The organism is Streptomyces sp. NPDC048277, assembly GCF_040652235.1.
Classification (GTDB): Bacteria; Actinomycetota; Actinomycetes; order Streptomycetales; family Streptomycetaceae; genus Streptomyces.
Genome location: NZ_JBEZLQ010000023.1, coordinates 150,002 through 170,784 on the forward strand (window position 1 = coordinate 150,002; position 20,783 = coordinate 170,784).

Here is a 20,783-nt window from a genome sequence, read left to right on the forward strand (position 1 = left end):
GGCCCGCCATGACACCGGTGAACCTGCGCATCAGCCGGCTGAGCAAGTCCTTCGGCGGAGTGCGGGCCCTGGACGGCGTGGACCTGACCGTGCCCATGGGCCAGGTCCACGCCCTGCTCGGCCACAACGGCGCCGGAAAGTCCACCCTCATCAAATGCCTGGGCGGGGCCTTCGCCCCGGACGCCGGCACGATCGAGGTCGGCGGAACGGAGTACACCCGGCTCACCCCGCGCGCGTCGATCGACGCGGGCGTGGCGATCATCTTCCAGACGCTGAGCGTGGTCGACGCGCTGACGGTGACGGAGAACATCTTCCTCGGCCAGGAGTGGACCCGCTACGGCCGCATCGACCGGCGCGCCCAGGAGAACGTCGCCGCCGGCCTGCTGGAACGGGTCGCGGCCACCTGCTCCCCCCGCGACCGGGTGGGAGAACTGCCCATGGGACAGCGGCAGTTGGTGGAGATCGCCAAGGCGCTCAGCCGCAGTGCCTCCGTCCTCGTCCTGGACGAACCGACCGCCGCCCTGTCCACCGCTGAGAGCGACGCGCTGGCCGAGCGCGTCGAGGACCTGCGCACGCAGGGACTGGCTATCGTGTACGTCACCCATCTGCTGTCGGAGGTCGAACGGCTCGCGGACGCGGTGACCGTGCTGCGGGACGGACGGGTCACCCACCACTCGGCTATGGCGGGCCGGACCCGGCGCGAGCTGGTCGAGGCGATCGCCGGACGGCCCGCCGAGGAGACCCCCAAGCGGCCGCCCGCGTCCGTACGGGCCCCCGGTTCGCCCCGGCTCACCGTCGACGCGCTGCACGGCCCCGGCTTCGGGCCGGTGACCCTCACGGTCGGTGAGGGGGAACGTGTCGGTCTGTTCGGGCTGATCGGCTCCGGCCGTACGCGGATCCTGGAGACCCTGTACGGCAGTCGCCGGGCCGTCGGCGGAACGATCCGGGTCGGGGACCGGGCCGTGGCGCCGGTCCGGCCCGCCGATGCGCTCGGGGCGGGGATCGCGTTCGTTCCGGCCGACCGGCGCCGCCAGGGGCTGTTCCCTCTGCTCGGCGCCCAGGACAATGTGACGCTGCCTTCCGTACGATCCCTCGCCCGGTCCGGTGTCCGGGCACTGGGCTCCGAGCGCCGCGTGTTCGCCGCGCTGGCCGAGGTGGTGGCACTGCGCCCGGCCCGACCGAGGCTGCCCGCCTCGGCGTTCTCGGGTGGCAACCAGCAAAAGCTCGTACTCGGCCGGTGGATCAACGAGGCCCGGCAGGTGGACGTCCTTCTGCTCGACGAGCCGACCCAGGGCGTGGACGTCGGCGCCCGCCAGGAGATCTACCGGGTGGTGTCGTCCCTCGCGGCCGACCGCGGTACCGCCGTGCTGTTCGCCTCCAGCGACCCCGAGGAGGTCGTCGCGCTCGCCGACCGCGCTCTGGTCGTCGCCGGCGGCCGCGTCGTGGGCGAGCTCTCCGGCACCGACCTCACCGAACAGGCCCTGCTGTCGGCCGTCCACCACGCCGGCCCGAACGCCGGGACCGACACCGCAGGGGCTGCCGCTTCTCCCGCCGCCACAGGCGGCGACGTCTCCGCCGCCACCGACACCGACACGGCCACCGCCCCGCCCTCCGACACCGACAGCGACGCCTCCACCGTCACCAACACCGACACGGCCACCGCCTCACCCTCCGACACCGGCGGCAACTCCTCCGCCGTCACCAACACCGACACGGCCACCGCCCCGCCCTCCGACACCGACAGCGACGCCTCCACCGTCACCAACACCGACGCGGCCACCGCCTCACCCTCCGACACCGACAGCGACGCCTCCACCGTCACCGAGCCCGCCGAAGGAGCAGCATGACCACCGCCGACTCCGTCCTCACCCGCCCCCGTCTCCTCGCCTCGGGTGGGCTGACCGCGCTGCGGCGCCAACCGCTGCTCGCCGTGCTCGCCGTGATGGTGCTGGCCTTCCAGTTGGCCACGGGCAGCTTTCTCGCCCTCGCGAACTTGCGCGGTATCGCGACCGACGCAGCCACGCTGGCCATCGTGGCGGTGCCGTCGGCGCTGCTGGTCATCAGCGGCTACCTCGACCTGTCGGTCGGCTCCACCCTCGCCCTCGGCGGACTGGTCGCGGGGTGGCTCGCCGGGCAGGGGCAGTCTCCCGCCGTCGCCGTCCTGGGCGCGCTCGCCGCCGGTGCGGCGGTGGGCGCGGTCAACGGAGTCCTGTGTTGTTACTTCGGGTTGTCCGCGTTCATCGTCACGCTCGGCATGCTGACCGCCGTACGAGGGCTGGCGCAGCAGCTGTTCCCGCTGCCGCTGAGCGGTTTCGGCACCGGGTTCGCCTGGTTGGGCGGGGCCAGGATCGCGGGTGTGGCCGCACCGGTCGTCATCGCCGCACTCGTCCTGGTGGCTGGCGCGCTGTTCCTCGCGCTCGCTCCCGCCGGGCGGCACGTCTTCGCCATCGGCGTCAACCGGGAGGCCGCCCACCTCTCGGGCATCGACGTCCGCCGCGCCCCCTTCGCGCTGTTCGTGATCACCGGCATCGCGGCGGCCCTGGCCGGGGCGATCAAGGCATCGGTGCTGGACAGCGCGGTCGCCGGGACCTCGGGCGTCGGATTCGAACTGGCGGTGCTGACCGCCGTCCTGGTGGGCGGCGTCGCACTGACCGGTGGTTCCGGCTCGATCCTCGGCGTCCTGCTCGGCGTGCTGTTCCTGGGCTGCCTGCAGAACGGCCTGACACTGCTGGACGTGCCCACGTTCTGGCAGCAGATGGCCCAGGGCAGCGCCCTCGTCGCAGGTGCGGCCCTGGCGTACCTCGCGCCGCGCGCGGCGCGCTGACCCGTCCCCGTTTCCCCTGTCTGGAAGAGGCAACCGTGCGCGGATCCACCCCCACCCTTGTCCTGACCGGCGGTCAGGTCCTCACCGTCGATCACGACTTCACAGTCACCGAAGGCGTGGCCGTACGCGGTCGGGACATCGTCGCCACCGGCAGCGACGCCGACATGCGTGCCCTGGCCGGCCCCGGAACCCGGATCGTCGAACTCGGCGGCCGGACCGTCCTGCCCGGCCTCAACGACTCCCATCTGCACGGCGCCGCGTACGGGATGACGAAGCCGCCCTTCGCCATCGACGTCGGCCACCCCGCCGTCGGCTCGATCGCCGACATCGCCGCCGCGGTACAGCGGGCGGCCCGCGTGGCCCGCCCCGGCGAGTGGATCGTCGGTCTGGGCTGGGACCCCGGTTATCTCGCCGAGTGCCTGGCCGACCCGCGCCGCTTCCCGCACCGTCGTGACCTGGACGCGGTCGCGCCGCACCACCCGGTCTGTCTGACGGACTTCTCCTCGCACATGGTGTGGGCCAACAGCGAGGCCCTGCGCCGCTGCGGCATCGACGCGGACAGCACACACCGCCACGGAGGTGTCATCGACCGCAACGCCGACGGAACACCGACCGGCATCCTGCGCGAAGCGGCCCAGCGGCTCGTGCAGGCCTCGCTCCCCACTCCGACCATCGCCCAGCGCCGCCAGGCCATCCAGGGTGTAGTACGCGAGCTGCACGCACGCGGCATCACCAGCTACACCGAACCCGGCCTCGGCCCCGGTGGCGCCGAAACCCTCTTCGGCGGTCTGAGCAGCGACAACTGGACCGCTTACGCCGACCTTGAGGCCACCGGTGAACTCCACGCCCGGGTCAGCGTGTTGCTGCTGCCCGCCCCTCTGGGCGGCTCCGCCGACGACGTACGCAAGGGCCTGGCGGAACTGCGCCGCCCGGTCTCAGGGGATCCGCGACGGCTGAACGCCATCGGTGTGAAGATCTTCGCGGACGGGGTGCCGCCGAACCGCACGGCCTGGATGAGCGAGCCCTACCGGGAGGGCGGCCATGGCTCCCTGTGCGTGCACGGCGAGACACCCGCCCTCCAGGTCGAGGAACTGCGCGCCATGATCTCCCTCGCGCACCGGGCGGGTTTCCAGCTGGGCGTCCACGTCACCGGTGACCGGGCCATCGACACGGTCGTCGACGCCTTCGTCGCCGCGAACGCGGCCGCTCCTCGCCCCGACGCCCGCCACTACGTCATCCACGGGGACTTCATCGGCGCCGGCGGTCTGGCGAAGCTGGCCGCGCACGGCTATGGCGTCAACATGAACCCGTCCATCAAGTGGACCATCTCCGACCTGATGGACGACGTAGTCGGCCCGGAGCGCTCCGCCTACCAGTGGCCCGTGCGGTCCGCGATCGAAGCCGGCGTCCACGTGTGCGCGAGCTCCGACGCACCGATCACCGAGCCCGACTGGCGCCAGGGCGTCGCCGCGATGCTGCTGCGCGAGTCCAAGGCCAGCGGCAGGCCGAGCGGCCCCGAGCAGTGCGTGACGCTCGCCGAGGCCCTGCGCGCCTACACCACCACTCCGGCATGGCAGGACTTCGCCGACGACTGGAAGGGCGCCATCGAGCCGGGCAAGGCGGCGGACCTGTGCGTCCTGGACCGTCCGCTGCTCGGTCTCGACCCGCACGACATCACCAACGTAGAGGTGGACCTCACCGTCTTCGACGGCCGAGTGGTGCACGAACGCTGACCCCGCCACCGCCGATCCCCCACCAAGGAGGCCGAGATGGCACCCTCTCCGCGCATGCTGCTCGTCCTGAGTGAGAACTGGACCCTGACCGGCGGCCGGGCCGACCTGCCGAAGGTCGTGCGCTGGGCCCGCGAGGCCGAAGACGCCGGGTTCGACGCTGTCATGATCAGCGAACACATCGTGCTGGGCCCCGACGCGGCCGCCGCCGGGATCATGGCCAACCCCCGTGCATACGCGCTCCCCGGCAACCAGGACCCGCACACCCCCTGGCCCCACTCCCTCCTCCTGCTCGCCGCCATCGCCTCGGTCACCTCCCGGCTGCGCCTTGCCGCCGCAGCCGTCCTCGCGCCGCTGCGACACCCGCTGCTACTCGCCCGGGAACTCGGGACGCTCGACCTGATCAGCGAGGGACGGCTGGTCGTCCAGCCCACGGTCAGCTGGAGCAGGGACGAGTACGACGCGCTGGGCGTGCCCTTCGGCCGGCGCGGGCGGCTCCTCGACGAGCACCTTCGCATCTGGGCCAAGGCGTGGGGCCCGTCGCCGATCTCCCACGACAGCGACCACTACCCGTTCCGTGACGTGTACTTCGAGCCGAAGGCATACCGACCCGAAGGCCCACGCCTGTGGTTCGGTGGCCAACGGCTGCATGGTCCCGTCCTACGCCGCCTCGTCGAGCACGGCCACGGTTTCCACCCGCTCGGCCACCCGGCCCCGGAAGACCTGCACACGCTCAAAGAGGCGATGGCCGCGGCCGGGCGGGACGCCACCCTCCTGGAGATGATCGGCGGAACCGATCCGGTCTTCCCCGACGACCACTCACCGGCCGACCTCGGCACCGCCCTTGCCTCGATCCCGGAACAGCTGGAGCAAGGCTTCACCACGTTCTGCATCAAGCCGAACCAGTTCATCGACGACCCGGACGCCGTCGGGACGTTCTGCCACGAGGTGATACGGCGCGTGCAAGCAGCGGCGTAACAGCATCAGCAAGGCCGGACTGACCAGCACCGCCGAGCAGGCGTGCTTGCAGGGCCGGGTCCACGATCGGAGTCGTGGTGAGCGACAGCGCGGGAGCGAGGTGGTCGATGATCCGGTCCGCAAAACGGGCCTGTCCAAGACAACTCCGACGCCGTGATCACACCAGCCATCAAGCCAGCAGGCGAGGCCATCGCCGGCGGCGATGTAGAGGTTGGGGACAGGGATGTGCCCCAGTGAATGGTCGCCGGCATCGCCGCAACGAGGTTGAGACGATCGTTGCAGCGCGGCCTGCCGACGGCTCTCGGCCTCGACGAGACATTGAAATCCTCGCCCGACACCGCGGAGAGCAACTGCGTACTGGGACCACCGACGCGGCAGACCGATCCTGGTTCTTCACGCTGTATTTGGGCGCCACCGGGACCGAGCTCATGGCATGCAGCGGCGCCGAACGCTCTCCGAGGCCCAGCACGAAGGACTCGTTCGAGCCCTGAGACCGAGTTTGAGTTCTCACTCGGCGCGGACAGGTGACGACGCTGTCGCCGCCTGTTGTCCGAGGCAGCGCCTATGGTTTGCCCATGAGCGCTCCCGAGGTCATCCCCATCAGGCACGAGCCTGACTACCGTACGAGCACCATCGGGCGGTGGCAGGACGGCCAGTTCTTCGCATCGGTGACCGCGGCCTTCCCCGAGGGCTGGAGCCACGACGACTGGCAGTCCCAGAAGCGTTGGTGTGCGGTACTGCATCGGTTCGACGGAGCCGGCCAGTACATGGACTCGCGCATCCAGTTCACCGGCACCACAGCGGACGGCGAGCGGAAAGCGATCGACACGGCCGGGCTGCTGCTCGATGAGTGGCTGGACGCTCTTCCGGAGCGGCAGTACCAGGACATCGCGATCGCACCCTTCGAGGTCCGGTTCGAGGGAGTTCTGTTCGGGCTGGTCCTTGAGGCTGAGGACCCTGCTGATGTGTGGGCGGAGTTCTACCCGGATGAACTGGGCTTTCACGCTCCCTGGGACGGTTGCTACGACACCTGAGCCCGAGTGGGTGAGGAGCCGCGGTCCGTTGCGAGTTGCTGTTCGGCCTCGGGCCGGCCCGCGTACCATCACGCCGAACAGCGCCCAGCGGATCATCGTCTCCGTGTGGGCCGAGCTGGTCTCGTAGTCCCATGCGAGGCGCCGGTGGTCGGTGAGCCACGAGAAGATGCGGTGCGTTCGACAGCCCAACGCTTGGGCCGGACCTGGAAGCCGCGCCGGCCTGGGTCTTTGCGAACGATGTCCAGCTCGCGACCGATGATCTGGGTGGTCCGGTCGACCAGGCGGCCGGCGAAGCCTTGGTCCGCCCAGATCTTCTTGCCTGCGTCGAAGCCCCTGGTCGCGACCGGAACGGTGTCGGCGGTGCGGACGGATGGGGAGTCGATCAGTCCTGCCGTCGGTTCGGCATTCCTGCCGTCAGCCGTTCGAACCTGGTCACGCAAGGCGTCGTGGATGTGTTCGACACTGCCGTCGTCGTGCCACCACGTGAAGTACCAGCACACCGTCGACCAGGGGGCGACGTCCCTCGGCAACTGCCGCCAAGCGCACCCGGTCCGCACCAGTAGAAGATCGCGTCCATGATCCGCCGCCGGGGATGCTTCTCCCGCCGTCCGCGCTTGGGTTCCACCCGAACCGGTGGCAGCAACGGTTCCACAAGTGAGCCCACTGGTCGTCCGTCACTCACGCACACCTCAACGGCCGCTGCAGCCCCAGGACACGGCAGACCTCAAACACGGTCTGAGCTGATCCGCATCTCAACTGCAGCCAGGTGTTACGGGGCAAGCCTTTGGATCAATCCAATGGAACAAACCCGCCATACACACCTAGCGGAAGGCCTGGAACAGCGAGGTCGCCGGACGCTTGGCGCGCAAGCCAATCAGGAACTTCCTCGCAATACTCCTCCCACTGACTCCACTGCCTGAACCAAATACCAATTCTCCACTCGCCACACGCAGACGGGACCATGAACAGGGCATCGCTCTCGGCCGATAGCGCCCAGAGCACCGAGCCATTATCCGCATATGGGTACACATCATGGGGAATCTTTTCAGGGTAGAGCTCATGGTGCAGCCCGGCCATCTGGGATATATATCCCGACTGACTCGCTGCAGAAGAGCCCGGATGCAACACCTTCAGAAAACGACCGACCACACCGGGTCCGTACAATGCACAGAATTCTTTGTACGCTTCCGGTAGGCGACCAGTCGTTTCCTCAATCTGCCACCACGCATCAGTAGATGAGTAGCGTCTAGGCTTCCCAAAGCAATCTTGAACTTCTCTTGACAGCATGGAGTCATCACCTCTTGCAGCTTGATGTCGAGCCAGTTGAATTAACTACAAAGCCCGGGTGGGTTGCCGGCATGCCTGATGCCCTTTCTCCAAACCAACGGGGTGCCGAGCACCGCAACCTCCGGCGGACCGTGGACCCTGCATCTCGAACTTTGCGTCCAGCCCAGGCCCGCAGCCGGGGGGTATCTCAGCGATGCGCTCAGTGAACGACCGCCGAGAGCAGTCCACCTCCCTGCACAACCAGCGACGCTTGTGCCACCAGGATTCCAATCGGCTGTGGCCACATGGGAGATCACACCGGCGAGTAACCACCGGGCACTTGACGGGGGTAGCAGAGACTCCACAGTCCCGCGTTGCGTCGTACGCCATGACGAGATGAACCCGACGGGTCCCGTCGGCCAGCCGTTCGACCCGCACGACGCGCACCACGTCGAGGTCGAGCGGCAACGTCGTAGCGATGTCCATGCCCGTGGCTCCTGAACGATCGTTCTGCGCAGTGAAGAGAAATGATCGCTCAGGTCCACGGGCATCCTGCGTCCGGGGCCGCGCCCGAATGTGGCATGGCAAGCGGCCCAGTGTGGTTCGCTGCTGGGGTGACTCATGACTTGGAGACCGTCGCATTCGAATCCGCCGAGGCATTCGAAGCATGGCTCGGCGAGAACCACGCCGACTCGCCCGGCATCTGGCTCAAGCTTCGCAAGAAGGGCCCCGGAATCGTCGCGCTGGACTACGCCCAGGCACTCGACGTGGCACTCTGCTACGGGTGGATCGACGGCCAGAAGGCCAAGTTCGACGACCAGTGGTGGCTCCAGCGGTTCACCCCGCGCAAGCCGAGCAGCAAGTGGTCCAAGATCAATCGGGACAAGGTGGCCGCCCTGATCGAGCAGGGGCGGATGCGTCCACCGGGGCGGGCCGAGATCGACCGCGCCAAGGCGGACGGCCGCTGGGAGGCCGCCTACGACGGCGCGAAGACCGCCACGGTGCCGGACGACCTCGCGGCGGCCCTGACCGCCGACCCGGCCGCGGCGGCGTTCTTCGAGTCGCTGGACCGGCAGAACCGCTACTCGATCCTGTACCGGATCCAGGACGCCAAGAAGGCCGAGACCCGGGCACGACGGATCGAGAAGTACGTAGCGATGCTGGCGAAGGGTGAGAAGCCGCACCCGTAGTCGCGCAGAGCGCTCACGGCCGCCCAAAGACTGTCCGGTGAAGCTCTCCAGGGCTCGGCTGTGGGTTATTCCATGGCTGCTCGTGCCGTGTCGAGGAAGGCCAGCCGGTTGTCCTCGAGGTAGTCCCGTACGCTCTCGCCGTCGGGCAAGCCTTCCCATACCGTCCGGTTGAGGTCGAGGAAGTACGCACGTGCCGCGTCGTGCACCGATAGCGGGAACTGGATGCGGATGAGCCGCTCGGCGACCCATAGCCTGTTCATGACGTCCTGGGTCTTGAGGTACCAGGGGTGGGTGTCGTCGAACTCGGCGGGCCGGCTGAACGCGGAGCGTTCCGCCTCGGCCGCCACCTCGATGAACCGCTCCAGCAGCGCCAGCCGTTCCGCGCGCCGAGCCTCCGACAGGGTGTTCTGCTGCCGTTGCTGTTCGGCGCGTTCCGCTGACAGTTGAGTCCGGTGCTGGACGAGGTAGGACAGCATGCCTCCGAGGACGACGCCGCCCAACGATATGAGTGACACCCAGACCTGACCTGACATGGTGGTCATCGTGTCATGGGGCCGACCCTTGAGACGATCTTGTTGTGGCTGGTGTGACCACGGCGTCCATGCCGTCCTGGACAGCCCCGTTCACCGGGCTGAGCCCGCGCTCCGGCTCGGCGGGCGCGCTTCAGGACGGCCTGAACCAGGTCCCCAGTGCTTCGTGCAGGCCGTCGTTCGTGGTGCCCTGCCAGGCGACGTAGCAGTCGGGCCGCAGGAGCAGCGCGGTGTCGAGTTCCGGGGTGGTCACGGTGTCGACGTGCGAGGCCCAGGGGCCCGTGTCGAGGGTGCCGGTGGGGTCCAGAAGCAGCGGGCGGCCGATGCGGGTCGACGCGCGCAGGCCTGGCAGGTCCGGCGCCCAGCGGCCGACGAGCGGTCCGGTCGCCGGCCCCATGTCATAGGTGATGTCCGCGCCGGACATCAGATTCGCGATGTGCTGCCGTGTCCCGGGCTGATCGAGTAGTTCGCCGAACAGTTCCCGCAACGCCGTCACATCGCCGCCCGGGCGGGTCAGCAGTGACTGCGCCTGCGTGTGCATGGCCACCCGCCGTGCCGCCGGGGACCGCTCCGACTCGTAGGTGTCCAGCAGCCCTTCCGGCGCGTGACCGCGCAGCTCCGCGGCCAGCTTCCAGCCGAGGTTCACCGCGTCCTGCAGGCCCAGGTTGAGCCCTGGGCCTCCTATCGCCGAGTGCACGTGTGCGGCGTCACCGAGCAGGAACACACGGCCCGCGCGGTACTGCGACGCGATCCGGGTGTTGCCGCCGAACAGCCGCCTCATCAGATGGGGTCCCGGCCCGGTCGGCGGGCGGAGCGGCAGGTCCGTGCCGAGGACCCGGGAGGCGCTCGCCCGAAGCTCGTCAAGTGAGCTCTCCCCCTCGGCCGGCTGGTCCCACTCCGTCGTGCTGACCATCTGAGCGCCGCCCGGGAACGGCGCCCAGGTGATCAGGCCGCGTTCGGTGCGCAGGTGCCGAAACGGCGGAATGACACCGAAACCCGGTACGCCCAGGCCGCCATCGGCGCCGACCATCTCCGGGAGCACGCTCACGTGTCCGGTACGCGACACCGAGGCATCCGTGGTCACGCCGGGGAACCCGATCCCGGTGAGCTTGCGGACGGTACTGTGCCCTCCGTCGGCGCCGACCAGGAACGCCGCCTCCACCGGCTCCCGCCCGCGCAACTCGACCGTCACCGAGCCTTCGCGCTGGCTCAGCCCGGTGACCTCGTGACCGCGGCGGACCTCGACGCCCAGTTCGGCCGCGCGCTCGACGAGCATCCGCTCGACCCTGTGCTGCGGCACCATCAACGTGTAGAGGGGGTTGTCCGGCAGGTCGTTCAGGCCGATCGGGAACGCGCCGAACACGAAGCCAGGCGCCGGCTCGGGCGTGGCACCGGGTGCGGTCAGCCGCTCATACAGTCCACGCCGGTCGAGCATGCGGACGACCTGGCCGACCAGACCGTTCGCCCGCTGCTCGCCGGACGGCTCGGTGAGGCGTTCCAGGACGAGGGGGCGCGCGCCGGCCAGGGCGAGTTCACAGGCGAGCATCAGGCCGTTGGGTCCGGCGCCCGCGATGATGACGTCGATCATGGCAGTTTCCTCCTCCGGGCAGGGGACATCGGCCCGACCGCCCGTCGGGCTTGCCGTCCGCTGCGGATTGTCGGGAGATGACTAGGGCGTTGGCAGACCTGCCGCGATCTGGGCGAGGGCATCGGTGAGCAGACGGCCCACGGGTACCGGCGGATCGGCGCGCAGGTGGTGCGCCATGGCGGTGTTGGTCGCGGCCATGACCGCGGACGCGACGAGGTGCGGGTACAGGTCCTGCTTCAGGTCGGTACCGGTGCGGTCTGCGACGGCTGCGGCGATCTCGGCCTCGGCGATGGCCCCGGCCCGCAGCAGGTCGCCCTGCAGAGCCGGTTCGGCGACCACCGTCCGCGCGCCCGCCGCCCACTTCGAGGCGTCCGAGATTGGGTGCGCGGCAGCCGCAGGGTCAGGTCCGAACTGTGTGACCACCGCGCGGGTGATCGCGTCCCACAGCGGTTCCGCCGGGCGCTCGCGCAGCGCTTGCGCGATGCCCAGGCAGCGGTCGAGGTGGCGGGCGGCGATCGCCTCGCCCTTGCTGGAGAAGTAGTTGTTGAACGTGCGTGCCGAGACACCGGCGGCCTCGGCGATGTCCTCGACCCTGACGTTGTCGAGCCCACGCTCGACGGCCAGCCGCAGCGCCGCCCAGCTGAGCGCGGCGCGGGTCTCGGCCTTCTTCCGCTCTCGCAACCCCATGGAACGACGGTAGCAAATATTGCGCGTCACGAAAATATGCGTAACGCGCAATTTTTTTGCTGCTGGTGCCACATGAAGATGGGTTGGGAGGCCTGCGGGTTCGTTGCGATGAGCGTGAGGAATTCTGTGGCCAGGGTGGCACCGGTCGCCGCATCCGGTGCAGCAGCCCGGCCCCCATGCTCGTTGGTCCGCAACATCGTCACCGAATGGACCGAACGGCATGGCTCACTGATCCGCGATGCTCAGCCGACCGGTTCCGTCATCGCGTGCGGCCGTACCGCCGGTTCGAGCAGTGACAACGTCCGCTGCTGCGCATCGAGGCCGGCGCGGATGCCGACCGGCATCGGAAGATTCGGGCCGGCATGGCCGAACTCGACGTTGCCCAGCACCGGGATGTCACGGTCACCGAGGACGTCGAGGACGATCTCGCGCAGAGTCGGCGACGCGTCGGGCGCGCCCGTCCCGAGTCCGTCGATCTCATGCGGGACTCCCACGACCATGCCGGCGATCCGATCGAGGATGCCGCAGTGCCGCAGCACCTGCAGATAGCTCCACACGTACGCCGCCAGACCCCCCTTCTCCTCCCAGAACAACACCGCGCCGTCGAACCAGTCGAGCGGCAGCGAGTACGGCGTCGCCTGCGCCAGCACGATGCGATTGATCACCCCGCCGATGAGGCGGCCTTCGGCACGACCGGGATGCCAGCACTCCCACGACGGAGTGGCAGGCAGCGCACCGATCGCCTCCGTGCCGGTCAGCAGTGTCGAGTAGAGCTTCTCAAGCTCCGCTCTGCGCGCCGCGGGCGCGGTCTGCCACGCCCCGCCGAGACCGGGCGTGGCCAAGTCGGTGTGGAACCCGACCAGGCCCGTGCGTGCGTAGAGCACCAGATGCAGCAGCGAGATGTCGCTGTAGCCGAGGATCGGCTTGGGGTCGGCGGCGATCGCCTCGAAGTCGATCAGGTCGAGGTAACCGAGCGCCGTCTGGCCACCGTCGTGCGCGATGATCGCACGCACTTCGGGATCACGTACAAGAGCGTTGAGCTCCTCTGCGATCTCCGCCGGCCGAGCGGCGCTCCACCAACGGTGCCGTCCTGCTTCGAGGAGCGGTGCCCGGCGCACGCGGAATCCCATCCGTTCGAGTACGGCCACCGCCCGCTCGAGGTCGGGCTCGTAAACGGTATGGAGCGGCCCGGACAACGACGCGATGACGACGAGATCTCCGGGCCTCAGGGCACGAGGTCGAAGCAGTCGAGGCAGTGCGGAACCGGTCATCGACGCAGTCTCCCCACACGCCCGACAACACGCGACTCATTTACGACTGGATCCCGGCCGGCGGATCACGGCTGACGTTGTGCTGCCCTCACCAGGCACGGCATCGACAACACGCCACGCTGGACGAACTTCGGCGAGCACAAGGGGACCGCCCGCATCGCCGACCGTCGACCGTCGACCGCCGATGCGGCTGCTGGCTACGGGGCAGCGAGCAACGTCCGGGCCAGGGTGCGGAGTTCCTCGTCCGGATGGTCCTGTCCCGACAGCGGCGAGTCATGGATCAGGCGGAGCGGGGAGAAGGCGAAGGAGCGAAGAGTGGGGCGGAGCTCCTCCGGAACCTGGCCGGTGGCGGCCAGGGCCTTGAGCGCGCGGACGCCGACCGGCGTAGGACCGACCAAATCAACAAGGACGGGGACAGCGTGGTCCGGGGATCCGGTGATCCAGTGGAGGGCCTCGGCGGCCGCCATGCGCGTCCACTCGTACCGTGCCCCCAGCATCGGCTCGATGTACGGCAGCAGCGGAGCGGCGGCGATACCGAGCGGCTCCAGAGCGCTCAGGTACCAGTGCGTCTGTCCCGCCCCGGAGAGCAGCCCTTCGAATGTGCGAAGGGCCGGCTCGACATCCCCGGTCAACTGGTAGTGGGCCACGGCCGCCGCGGCACGTAGAGCGAGGTCGCTGCTCTGCGCGGCCTCGCACAGCAGGTCGATGGTCTCCCGCGTTGCGATACCGATGGCTCCGAGCCTGCGGGCGGCAACGATGGCCGCACTGCGGGTCCGGAGGCATACGACGAGTTCCGGAAGTGCCTGGTGGGCGGCGGCACCGAACGGCGCGAGAGCCTCGACGAGTGCGATGCCTTCATTCCCGGTGGCGCCCGCTGCCAGCTCACCGCGGATCACGGGTATCAGTTGGTCGGCCGCCTCGGGAAAGTGCCGTGCCGCCGCTGCGAGCAGCTGGGAGGTGGGGCGGTGCAGTACCTGCTCCAGGGCGCGGGGGTCACGGGAGCGCACCAGAGCGAGAAGCGCCGGCCCGGCGGTCTCTTCGTCGGCACCTGCTGCGTACCGGTACAGCGTGTCGCGGAGATCGGCATCCGGCTCGCGCAGGTACTCGATCAGGTGACCGATGGTGTGCAGACGGCTGGCAAGGGCGCGGGGGTTCCTCTGCTGAGGCAGGGCTGCCAGCAGCAGGTCCAGCACCGCCGGTTCCCGGTCTCGCCAGGTCCCGGCAATTTCCTCGGCCAACCAGGACCCGCGCGAGCCGATGTCTCCGGCCGCGATCCAGCGGGCGGCCACGGTGAGGCCGGCGTCCGGGTCCTCGGTGAGCAGGCGCCTTAGCTGCTCTTCCTGGGTAGCGGTGCCCGACCAAGGGAAGTCGTCGTCCCCCGGGTCGGGTTCGGCACCGTCCTCGGCGATCACGTCCACCAGGTCAGCCGGGTACGGCGGTCCGGATCGTGCGACGGCAAGCATGGCCGCCGCCAGCCTGACCTCCGGCAGCGGGCCGTCTACTGCTGCCGCCTCCCGTCCGAATCGGGCCAGGACGACCACCGCGTCCGCGCGCACCGCCGGAACGGGATCGGTGGCATAGACCCCGTCGAGCTGGGCCACGACGGGGGCGTGTTGATCCGCCGGAAGCAGCTCGGCCACGGCCGCGACCACCCGCAGTGCGGCCCGGCGTACCTCTCGCTCGGTGTCTTCGAGACAGAACAACAGCTCTGGAAGCGCTCGGCAGAGCTCGGCGCAAACAGCGGCGACCGAACTGCTCGGCCAGTGCGGCGAGTCGACGTCTTCCGGAGCGTGGTCGGCAAGGACGGCGAGCAGCATCAGCAACTCGGCGCGCTTGTTCGGGGCGTGCCGCACGGCGTGTGCAAGGAAGGGGACGGCAGGCGCTGACGCCGAGTAGACCGTGCCTTGGTGGTGGATGTTGCCGTAAAGCTCGTAGATCGCCTCGTCGGCTGTCTCCTCGTCGTCCTGGTAGAGCGCCTTGATCAGCTCGGGCACGTCCTCGGCGGAACCGTAGGCGTGGGTCAGGGCATGCCACTGGACGCGGTCCAGCTCGGCCGGAGATCTCATGGTCTGCGCTCCTCAGCTGATCAGTGCGCAGACCCTATCGATCACCACCGACAAGACTGCGTCCAGATCGCTGCGAGGCCGCCGCAGGCCCTGAGCGATCGGATCAGGCTCGGTCAGCCCACCAGGTGGAGCTCTACACCGACAAGGATGGCCGTCGAGTGCGATGGTGGCGACGGCCATCCTCATGTCTGTACGGGCCGCGGCGACGGGCCGGCGCCCGGTGGACTCAGTGCTTGGCGACGAAGATGTGCGCGGCCGTCTGTGTGGGGAGTTCGGCGGCCCGGCCGCCGCTGCCGACCGTCCCGCCGCCGGGCGACGACGTCACGCTCACGACCGCGCCGGGCTGCACCCGGGCGTGCCGGGTGTACATCAGCTGGGGGTCGGTCTGGATCGGCTCCCCGATGCGCCGTACGACCGCACTCGCGCCGTGCGGCCCGGGCCGAAGGGCACTGAGGCTGACCGTGCTCTCATCGCTTTCGTCGCTCTCCTCGCCGTAGGGCGACTGGGTCGGGTGCCGCAGGAGTTGGAGGATGCGGCGTTCGACGGCCTCGCTCAGCCGGTCGCCGGCGACGTAGAGCAGGCCGTCGCGTTCCATGCGGGCGGGTAACGGGACTGCGTCTTCCTCCTCCAGTTCCAGGACGGTACGCAGATACATCTCGGTGGTGTCGATGAGTTGGGACATGGTCACCGTCAGGCGGGGGTTTCGGCGGTGGCGGTGAGGACCGCGCGGCCGAGGATGTGGCCGGCCATGGTGAAGCCGAGGACGGCCGGGGTGGCGTCGGCCGGGACTCCGATGGACTCGGTGTCCAGGGCGTGCACCACGATGAAGTAGCGGTGCGGGCCGTGGCCGGCCGGCGGGGCAGCGCCTATGAAACGGGCTGCGCGGGTGTCACCCGGCAGTTGGAAGGCGCCCTCGGGCAGGCCCGAGCCGGTGTCGTCGCCAGCGCCCTCGGGCAGTTCGGTGACGGTGGCGGGGATGTCGGCGACCGCCCAGTGCCAGAACCCGGACCCGGTCGGGGCGTCGGGGTCGTAGACGGTGACGGCGTAGCTCTTGGTGCCTTCCGGGGCGCCGCTCCAGGACAGTTGCGGGGAGACGTCCTTGCCGCCGGGGACGCCGAAGATGCCGGAGAACTGCTCGGGCGGCCAGGCGGCGCCGTCGCTGACGGTGGTGCTGGTGACGGTGAAGGAGGCTGCCTCGGGGAGGCGGGCGAAGGGGTCGTTGGCGCTCATCGCGTCGTTCCTTTCATGCCGATGCCGTGCTGCGGGGTGGCGGTGATGCGGCCGATGGAGGGCCTGCGGCGTCGCGTGGAGACGCCGTCGCCACCTCGCCCGGCATCACCACACGATCGACGATAGCATCAATAATCGATTATTCGCTGGATCATCTATGCTTCGGGCATGAACCAGACGGCCCACACCTCACCCTCGCCGGGGAAGCGGATGCTTTCCGAGCAGGTCTACGAACACCTGCGGGACGCGATCATGCGTGGGGACTACAGCCCGGGTGACGCGCTCAAGCCGCAGGACCTCGCCAAGGAACAGGGCGTGAGCCTGGCCGTCGTGCGTGAGGCGCTCGTGCGGGTGGTCGGTGAGGGCCTCGCCGACCGGCTGCCCAATCGCGGCTTCACCGTCCCCGCCTTGTCCGACAGCCGCTGGCAGGAGATCACCGAAGCCCGCCGGACCATCGAACCGGTGATGCTGCGCATGTCGATCGAGCGCGGCGACCTCGACTGGGAGGCCCGGGTACGAGCCGCCCACCACCGTCTGGCCCGCACCCCGGCGTACGCGACCGGCGAGGGCGAGCACTACAGCGACGCATGGTCCGAAGCCCACCGGGTCTTCCACCGCACCCTGCTGGAGGGGTGCGGCAACCACGTCCTGCTGGAGACCTTCGACCGGATGTGGACCGCGAGCGAGTTGGCTCGCCGTTGGTCGGCGCACCGTGTCCGCGACCGGGACCATGTCGGCGAGCACCGCCGGCTGGAGGAGACGGCGCTGTCCCGTGACGCCGACACGGCAGCGGAGGTACTGGCCCAGCACCTCACCGTGACCGTGGCCGGACTGACCGGAAGTACCCTCCTCCAGGCCGCGAAACGCGCCTGACCCGCCTGGCGGACCTCCTGGTGCAGCCACTGCTGAAGTTGAAGTTCGGTCACCGGTCCCGCGGAAGCTCCTGGCCGGACAGTCGGTCTGGGTGGTGAACCCGGCTGCCAGGAGCTCTTCACGTCCGGGCGCGACCCCGACCACGCACGAGGCCGTTCGCGCCCTGGGACTCAGCCCGCCGGGGTGTTGTAGTTGACGATTCGCTCCACGATGTGTGCGGCCGCGCCGGCCAGTGGGCTGTCGACCCCCTTGGCCACCACGTCAGGTAACCGGTGCGCCTCCCCCTCGGCGACCGCCACCATGCCCCAGAACGCGTTGTAGCCCGAAGGGTCCGCCGGTTTGTCGACGGCCGCCCCGACCGTCACCACGCCGCCCTCCTCGACCAGGGCCAGCGCGCCCATCTGCCGCAACGTGTCGGGGTCCCGCTCTTCGGCGGCCACAACACTCCAGCCCGCCACCGCCGTTCGACGGAATGCGGCGAGAAGACTGCCGGCGCTCCCCGCGCCGGTGACAACGATGTCGGGCAGGACGAGGGCGACCGGTCCTCGCGTCATCGGCAGGGCAGACCTGATCGCTCCGTCGATTCCCGGTTCGAACGACTCGTCCTGGTAGACGAAGACCATCTGAAAGGTGCCGGCGTAGCGCTCGAGATAACTCACCGTCTCCAGCTTGTGTGTGCCGAATACGACGACCAGGCGCACGTTGAGTCCGCTTTTGGCGAGTTCGACAACGGACTCCAGGCTGCGGTCCAGGACGGTGACCCCGGGAGCAAGACAGTGCAGCTCCTTCGGGTAGGGCGCCCTGAAGCGCGTTCCGAATCCGGCGCAGGGCAAGATGACCGAGACATCAGGCGAGACATCAGGTATGGGCACTGGCGATCTATGCATTGAGTGCCTCTCAGATTCTGTTGACGATCGAACCTTGCGCGCCGCGCCGGGTACGAGCAGCCCAGAGCCGACGCTGCACCGTCGGTCTGGAAGGCACGCTGGCGATCACGGTAGCCATCGAAGTCGGCTTCACGCGAGAGGGCGTTGGATCGACAAGATCGTCCCCGAGAGGGCCCGGTGGCTGTTCGTCGCCGTCGGCTGCGCTCGTTTCCGGTTTGACTGCGTTCACTTGGGCATCCATGCACTCGATACACCACACGGATGCACAGCCGTGACAGCCGTCACAACCGAAGCAGAGCGAAAGAGGACGCAGAATGCGGGTGTTGTTATCCACGTACGGGACGCGCGGCGATGTCGAACCGCTGGTGGCACTCGCGGTGCGGCTGCGCGCACTCGGTGTGGAGGTGCGCATGTGCGTCCCGCCGGACGAGGAGTTCGCCGAGCGGCTGGCGGGACTCGGGGTGCAGCATGTGCCGGTCGGGCCACCGGTACGGTCGTTGACGCGAGGGACGGCGCTGCCGTCGGCGGCGGAACTGTCCCGGTACCGGACCGAGATGGTCGCCACGCAGTTCGACGTCTTCCCCGCGGCGGCCGACGGCTGTGACGCGCTGGTGGCGGCCGGTCTGGCCCAGATCGGCGCGCGGTCGGTGGCCGAGGCCGCGGGCATCCGCTACGTGTACGCGAGTTACGCGGCGGTCCACCTGCCGTCGCCGTACCACGCGCCGCCGCCGCGGCCGGGGTGGCCCGATCCGGAGGCGAACGACAACCGGACGCTGTGGGAGCTGGACGCCCGCAACGTGAACGCGCAATTCCGCGAGACGCTCAACGGCCATCGGGCATCGATCGGCCTGCCACCGGTGGACAACGTCCGCGATCACGTCTTCACCGACCGGCCGTGGCTGGCGGCAGACCCGGTCCTGGGAGCGTGGCGGGAGACCCCGGGTCTCGACGTGATACAGACGGGCACCTGGAGTCTGCCGGACGAACGCCCGCTCCCCGGGGACCTGGTGACGTTCCTGGACGCGGGTGCGCCGCCGGTCTACGTGGGCTTCGGCAGTATGAGTGCGTCGCAGGACATCGCCCGTGGGGCCATCGAGGGGCTCCGCGCGCAGGGCCACCGCGTACTCGTCTCCCGTGGCTGGGCGGACCTCGACCTGATCGACGGCCAGGACGACTGCTTCGCCGTCGGCGAGGTCAACCAACAGCTTTTGTTCGCCAGGGTGGCGGCCGTGGTACACCATGGCGGCGCGGGTACGACGGTGACGGCCGCCCGCGCGGGCGTGCCGCAGGTGGTGGTGGCTCATCAGATCTCGGACAACCCTTACTGGGCCGGCCAGGTGGAGGAGTTGGAGATCGGTGCGGCGCTCGACGGTCCGACTCCGAGCATCGAATCCCTGCGCGTCGCGTTCAAGACGGCCCTGGCTCCCGAGACCCGGGCGCGTGCAAGGGTTCTGGGTACGAAGATCCGCACCGACGGGGCGGCTGTGGCCGCGGGCCTGTTGCTCGACGGGTAGGGGATCGAGGAGCGGCGGACACGCAGTTGTCGACTGCTGCTGAACTTGAACTCGCGTTGTCGGGTGTCGGCAAGGCTGACCGCAAAGTGTGCCCCGTGGCCGCACGGGGCCTGCTGGTGGTTCCGGCAGACCGTGCGGCTACTCTCGGCCCACCACGGCCTCGGTCGTGGCCAAGCCAACGCTTTGGTCTGTGAGGAGCACGTCCGATGGCTCGCACCACCCCGCCACGTCCGCTGGATGTCGAGACGCTGTTCCCGGAGGTGGCCGGCTATCGGAAGACAGCCGTTCGCCTGCACCCTCGCCTCGGCGATCCGGGTGCGAGGGAAAGCTCGCTCGGCGGACCCGCGCTCTGGCCGCTCTCGGAGCCCTGGCCCCACTGCGAGGACGACCATCCGCGCACGGCGTTCTCCCCTCCCGCCCAGGGACCGATCCCGTTCGTCCCGGTCCTCCAGCTGTTCGCAACCGACGTGCCCGACCTGGCCTTTCCCAGCGCCGCCGATCTGCTGCAGGTGCTCTGGTGCCCCTTCGACCACGAGGACGGCTACGTTCCCCGCCCCGAGATCTATTGGCGGGACAGCTCCCTGAGCGACCTGCAGCCGGCCGATCCGCCCTGCCCGACCGGCCCTGACGACGACTACCTTCCGGACCCGTGCGTCCTGCATCCTGAGCGCGTCACCGACTACCCGAACTGGGACCTCCCGAACGAGGTCGCCGACGCGCTCGCAGTCAGGTTCGAGCAGTTGGAGGAGGAAACCGGCTGGTCCTACTGGTCCCACCTCTCCGTGGCGGACGGCATCAAGGTCGGCGGCTACCCGACGTGGACGCAAGAGCCCGACTGGCCGACGTGCCCTGCCTGCAGTGGGCCTATGGAGCATCTCCTGACGATCAACAGCTCCGAGTTCGACGGCGCGAGCTGGCGTACGTGGCTGCCCGTCGAGGACACCCCGGCCACGGGAACCGTCTGGGAACTTCCGTACGAACAACGCACCGAGATCCAACGCCCTCCTGGGCTCATGCTCGGCGACATGGGCGGCATCTACCTGTTCGAATGCACCAGTTGCCCCGACAGGCCCTTCGCCTACCGCTCGGACTGCTCCTGACCGCGCGCGGCTTCG

The 20,783-nt window shown here is 69.3% G+C and carries 18 protein-coding genes; 9 read left to right on the forward strand and 9 right to left on the reverse strand.

Going from position 1 to position 20,783, the window contains the following annotated elements:
• Positions 1-8 precede the first annotated feature (8 nt).
• The 5 genes from AB0D85_RS38220 (at position 9) to AB0D85_RS38240 (ending at position 6,566) form a co-directional block, all read left to right on the forward strand.
• Entirely contained in the window at positions 9-1,847 is a 1,839-nt protein-coding gene (locus AB0D85_RS38220) for an ATP-binding cassette domain-containing protein (RefSeq protein WP_362330897.1), read from the forward strand.
• Positions 1,844-2,824 (forward strand): ABC transporter permease, encoded by a 981-nt coding sequence (locus AB0D85_RS38225; RefSeq protein WP_362330901.1) that lies wholly within the window; start codon positions 1,844-1,846, stop codon positions 2,822-2,824. The genes AB0D85_RS38220 and AB0D85_RS38225 overlap by 4 nt, the downstream gene beginning before the upstream one ends.
• 35 nt (positions 2,825-2,859) lie before the next feature.
• On the forward strand, positions 2,860-4,557 hold the full coding sequence (locus tag AB0D85_RS38230) for an amidohydrolase (protein ID WP_362330904.1): 1,698 nt from the start codon (positions 2,860-2,862) through the stop codon (positions 4,555-4,557).
• Positions 4,558-4,593: 36 nt separating this feature from the next.
• On the forward strand, positions 4,594-5,532 hold the full coding sequence (locus AB0D85_RS38235) for an LLM class flavin-dependent oxidoreductase (RefSeq protein ID WP_362330907.1): 939 nt from the start codon (positions 4,594-4,596) through the stop codon (positions 5,530-5,532).
• 575 nt (positions 5,533-6,107) lie between these two features.
• Complete coding sequence (locus AB0D85_RS38240; protein ID WP_362330910.1) at positions 6,108-6,566, forward strand: hypothetical protein; 459 nt, start codon at positions 6,108-6,110, stop codon at positions 6,564-6,566.
• A 92-nt stretch (positions 6,567-6,658) separates the two neighbouring features.
• Here AB0D85_RS38240 and AB0D85_RS38245 read toward each other — a convergent pair whose 3' ends face one another.
• Entirely contained in the window at positions 6,659-7,123 is a 465-nt protein-coding gene (locus AB0D85_RS38245) for a transposase (protein WP_362330913.1), read from the reverse strand.
• A 1,290-nt stretch (positions 7,124-8,413) separates the two neighbouring features.
• Here AB0D85_RS38245 and AB0D85_RS38250 point away from each other — a divergent pair.
• Positions 8,414-9,022: a YdeI/OmpD-associated family protein gene (locus AB0D85_RS38250; RefSeq protein WP_362330916.1), complete on the forward strand. Its 609-nt coding sequence runs from the start codon at positions 8,414-8,416 to the stop codon at positions 9,020-9,022.
• A gap of 65 nt (positions 9,023-9,087) precedes the next feature.
• Here AB0D85_RS38250 and AB0D85_RS38255 read toward each other — a convergent pair whose 3' ends face one another.
• The 7 genes from AB0D85_RS38255 to AB0D85_RS38285 all read right to left on the reverse strand — a co-directional run bounded on the left by AB0D85_RS38255 (position 9,088) and on the right by AB0D85_RS38285 (position 16,394).
• Positions 9,088-9,564 carry a hypothetical protein gene (locus tag AB0D85_RS38255; RefSeq protein WP_362330920.1) on the reverse strand — a complete coding sequence of 159 codons (477 nt, stop codon included), beginning with the start codon at positions 9,562-9,564 and terminating at the stop codon, positions 9,088-9,090.
• Between the two features lie 121 nt (positions 9,565-9,685).
• A complete protein-coding gene (locus tag AB0D85_RS38260; RefSeq protein WP_362330923.1) occupies positions 9,686-11,140 on the reverse strand; it encodes an FAD-dependent monooxygenase in 1,455 nt (484 codons plus the stop codon).
• Between the two features lie 81 nt (positions 11,141-11,221).
• Positions 11,222-11,827: a TetR family transcriptional regulator gene (locus AB0D85_RS38265; RefSeq protein WP_362330926.1), complete on the reverse strand. Its 606-nt coding sequence runs from the start codon at positions 11,825-11,827 to the stop codon at positions 11,222-11,224.
• A gap of 242 nt (positions 11,828-12,069) precedes the next feature.
• Positions 12,070-13,098: a S66 peptidase family protein gene (locus AB0D85_RS38270; protein WP_362330929.1), complete on the reverse strand. Its 1,029-nt coding sequence runs from the start codon at positions 13,096-13,098 to the stop codon at positions 12,070-12,072.
• Positions 13,099-13,295: 197 nt separating this feature from the next.
• Entirely contained in the window at positions 13,296-15,164 is a 1,869-nt protein-coding gene (locus tag AB0D85_RS38275) for a hypothetical protein (protein ID WP_362330932.1), read from the reverse strand.
• Between the two features lie 226 nt (positions 15,165-15,390).
• Positions 15,391-15,846: a hypothetical protein gene (locus tag AB0D85_RS38280; RefSeq protein ID WP_362330935.1), complete on the reverse strand. Its 456-nt coding sequence runs from the start codon at positions 15,844-15,846 to the stop codon at positions 15,391-15,393.
• A gap of 8 nt (positions 15,847-15,854) precedes the next feature.
• The gene (locus AB0D85_RS38285; protein ID WP_362330938.1) at positions 15,855-16,394 is read right to left on the reverse strand and encodes a YbhB/YbcL family Raf kinase inhibitor-like protein; all 540 of its coding nucleotides are present in this window, start codon (positions 16,392-16,394) and stop codon (positions 15,855-15,857) included.
• A 168-nt stretch (positions 16,395-16,562) separates the two neighbouring features.
• On the opposite strand from AB0D85_RS38285, the gene AB0D85_RS38290 reads away from it, so the two are divergent.
• Entirely contained in the window at positions 16,563-17,267 is a 705-nt protein-coding gene (locus tag AB0D85_RS38290; protein ID WP_362330941.1) for a GntR family transcriptional regulator, read from the forward strand.
• Positions 17,268-17,437: 170 nt separating this feature from the next.
• Here AB0D85_RS38290 and AB0D85_RS38295 read toward each other — a convergent pair whose 3' ends face one another.
• Complete coding sequence (locus AB0D85_RS38295) at positions 17,438-17,968, reverse strand: hypothetical protein (RefSeq protein WP_362330944.1); 531 nt, start codon at positions 17,966-17,968, stop codon at positions 17,438-17,440.
• Between the two features lie 500 nt (positions 17,969-18,468).
• Between AB0D85_RS38295 and AB0D85_RS38300 the strand changes: the two genes are divergently transcribed.
• A complete protein-coding gene (locus tag AB0D85_RS38300; RefSeq protein WP_362330947.1) occupies positions 18,469-19,668 on the forward strand; it encodes a glycosyltransferase in 1,200 nt (399 codons plus the stop codon).
• A 206-nt stretch (positions 19,669-19,874) separates the two neighbouring features.
• Positions 19,875-20,768: a DUF1963 domain-containing protein gene (locus AB0D85_RS38305; RefSeq protein WP_362330950.1), complete on the forward strand. Its 894-nt coding sequence runs from the start codon at positions 19,875-19,877 to the stop codon at positions 20,766-20,768.
• Positions 20,769-20,783 lie beyond the last annotated feature (15 nt).

What these genes read in the sequence shown, in the direction of transcription:
- AB0D85_RS38265 (WP_362330926.1), bottom strand. Translation starts at nt 11,827, where the DNA reads ATGGGGTTGCGAGAGCGGAAGAAGGCCGAGACCCGCGCCGCGCTCAGC.
- AB0D85_RS38280 (WP_362330935.1), bottom strand. Translation starts at nt 15,846, where the DNA reads ATGTCCCAACTCATCGACACCACCGAGATGTATCTGCGTACCGTCCTG.
- AB0D85_RS38270 (WP_362330929.1), bottom strand. Translation starts at nt 13,098, where the DNA reads ATGACCGGTTCCGCACTGCCTCGACTGCTTCGACCTCGTGCCCTGAGG.
- AB0D85_RS38235 (WP_362330907.1), top strand. Translation starts at nt 4,594, where the DNA reads ATGGCACCCTCTCCGCGCATGCTGCTCGTCCTGAGTGAGAACTGGACC.
- AB0D85_RS38300 (WP_362330947.1), top strand. Translation starts at nt 18,469, where the DNA reads ATGCGGGTGTTGTTATCCACGTACGGGACGCGCGGCGATGTCGAACCG.
- AB0D85_RS38255 (WP_362330920.1), bottom strand. Translation starts at nt 9,564, where the DNA reads ATGACCACCATGTCAGGTCAGGTCTGGGTGTCACTCATATCGTTGGGC.
- AB0D85_RS38240 (WP_362330910.1), top strand. Translation starts at nt 6,108, where the DNA reads ATGAGCGCTCCCGAGGTCATCCCCATCAGGCACGAGCCTGACTACCGT.
- AB0D85_RS38285 (WP_362330938.1), bottom strand. Translation starts at nt 16,394, where the DNA reads ATGAGCGCCAACGACCCCTTCGCCCGCCTCCCCGAGGCAGCCTCCTTC.
- AB0D85_RS38305 (WP_362330950.1), top strand. Translation starts at nt 19,875, where the DNA reads ATGGCTCGCACCACCCCGCCACGTCCGCTGGATGTCGAGACGCTGTTC.
- AB0D85_RS38220 (WP_362330897.1), top strand. Translation starts at nt 9, where the DNA reads ATGACACCGGTGAACCTGCGCATCAGCCGGCTGAGCAAGTCCTTCGGC.
- AB0D85_RS38290 (WP_362330941.1), top strand. Translation starts at nt 16,563, where the DNA reads ATGAACCAGACGGCCCACACCTCACCCTCGCCGGGGAAGCGGATGCTT.
- AB0D85_RS38225 (WP_362330901.1), top strand. Translation starts at nt 1,844, where the DNA reads ATGACCACCGCCGACTCCGTCCTCACCCGCCCCCGTCTCCTCGCCTCG.
- AB0D85_RS38260 (WP_362330923.1), bottom strand. Translation starts at nt 11,140, where the DNA reads ATGATCGACGTCATCATCGCGGGCGCCGGACCCAACGGCCTGATGCTC.
- AB0D85_RS38275 (WP_362330932.1), bottom strand. Translation starts at nt 15,164, where the DNA reads ATGAGATCTCCGGCCGAGCTGGACCGCGTCCAGTGGCATGCCCTGACC.
- AB0D85_RS38250 (WP_362330916.1), top strand. Translation starts at nt 8,414, where the DNA reads ATGGCAAGCGGCCCAGTGTGGTTCGCTGCTGGGGTGACTCATGACTTG.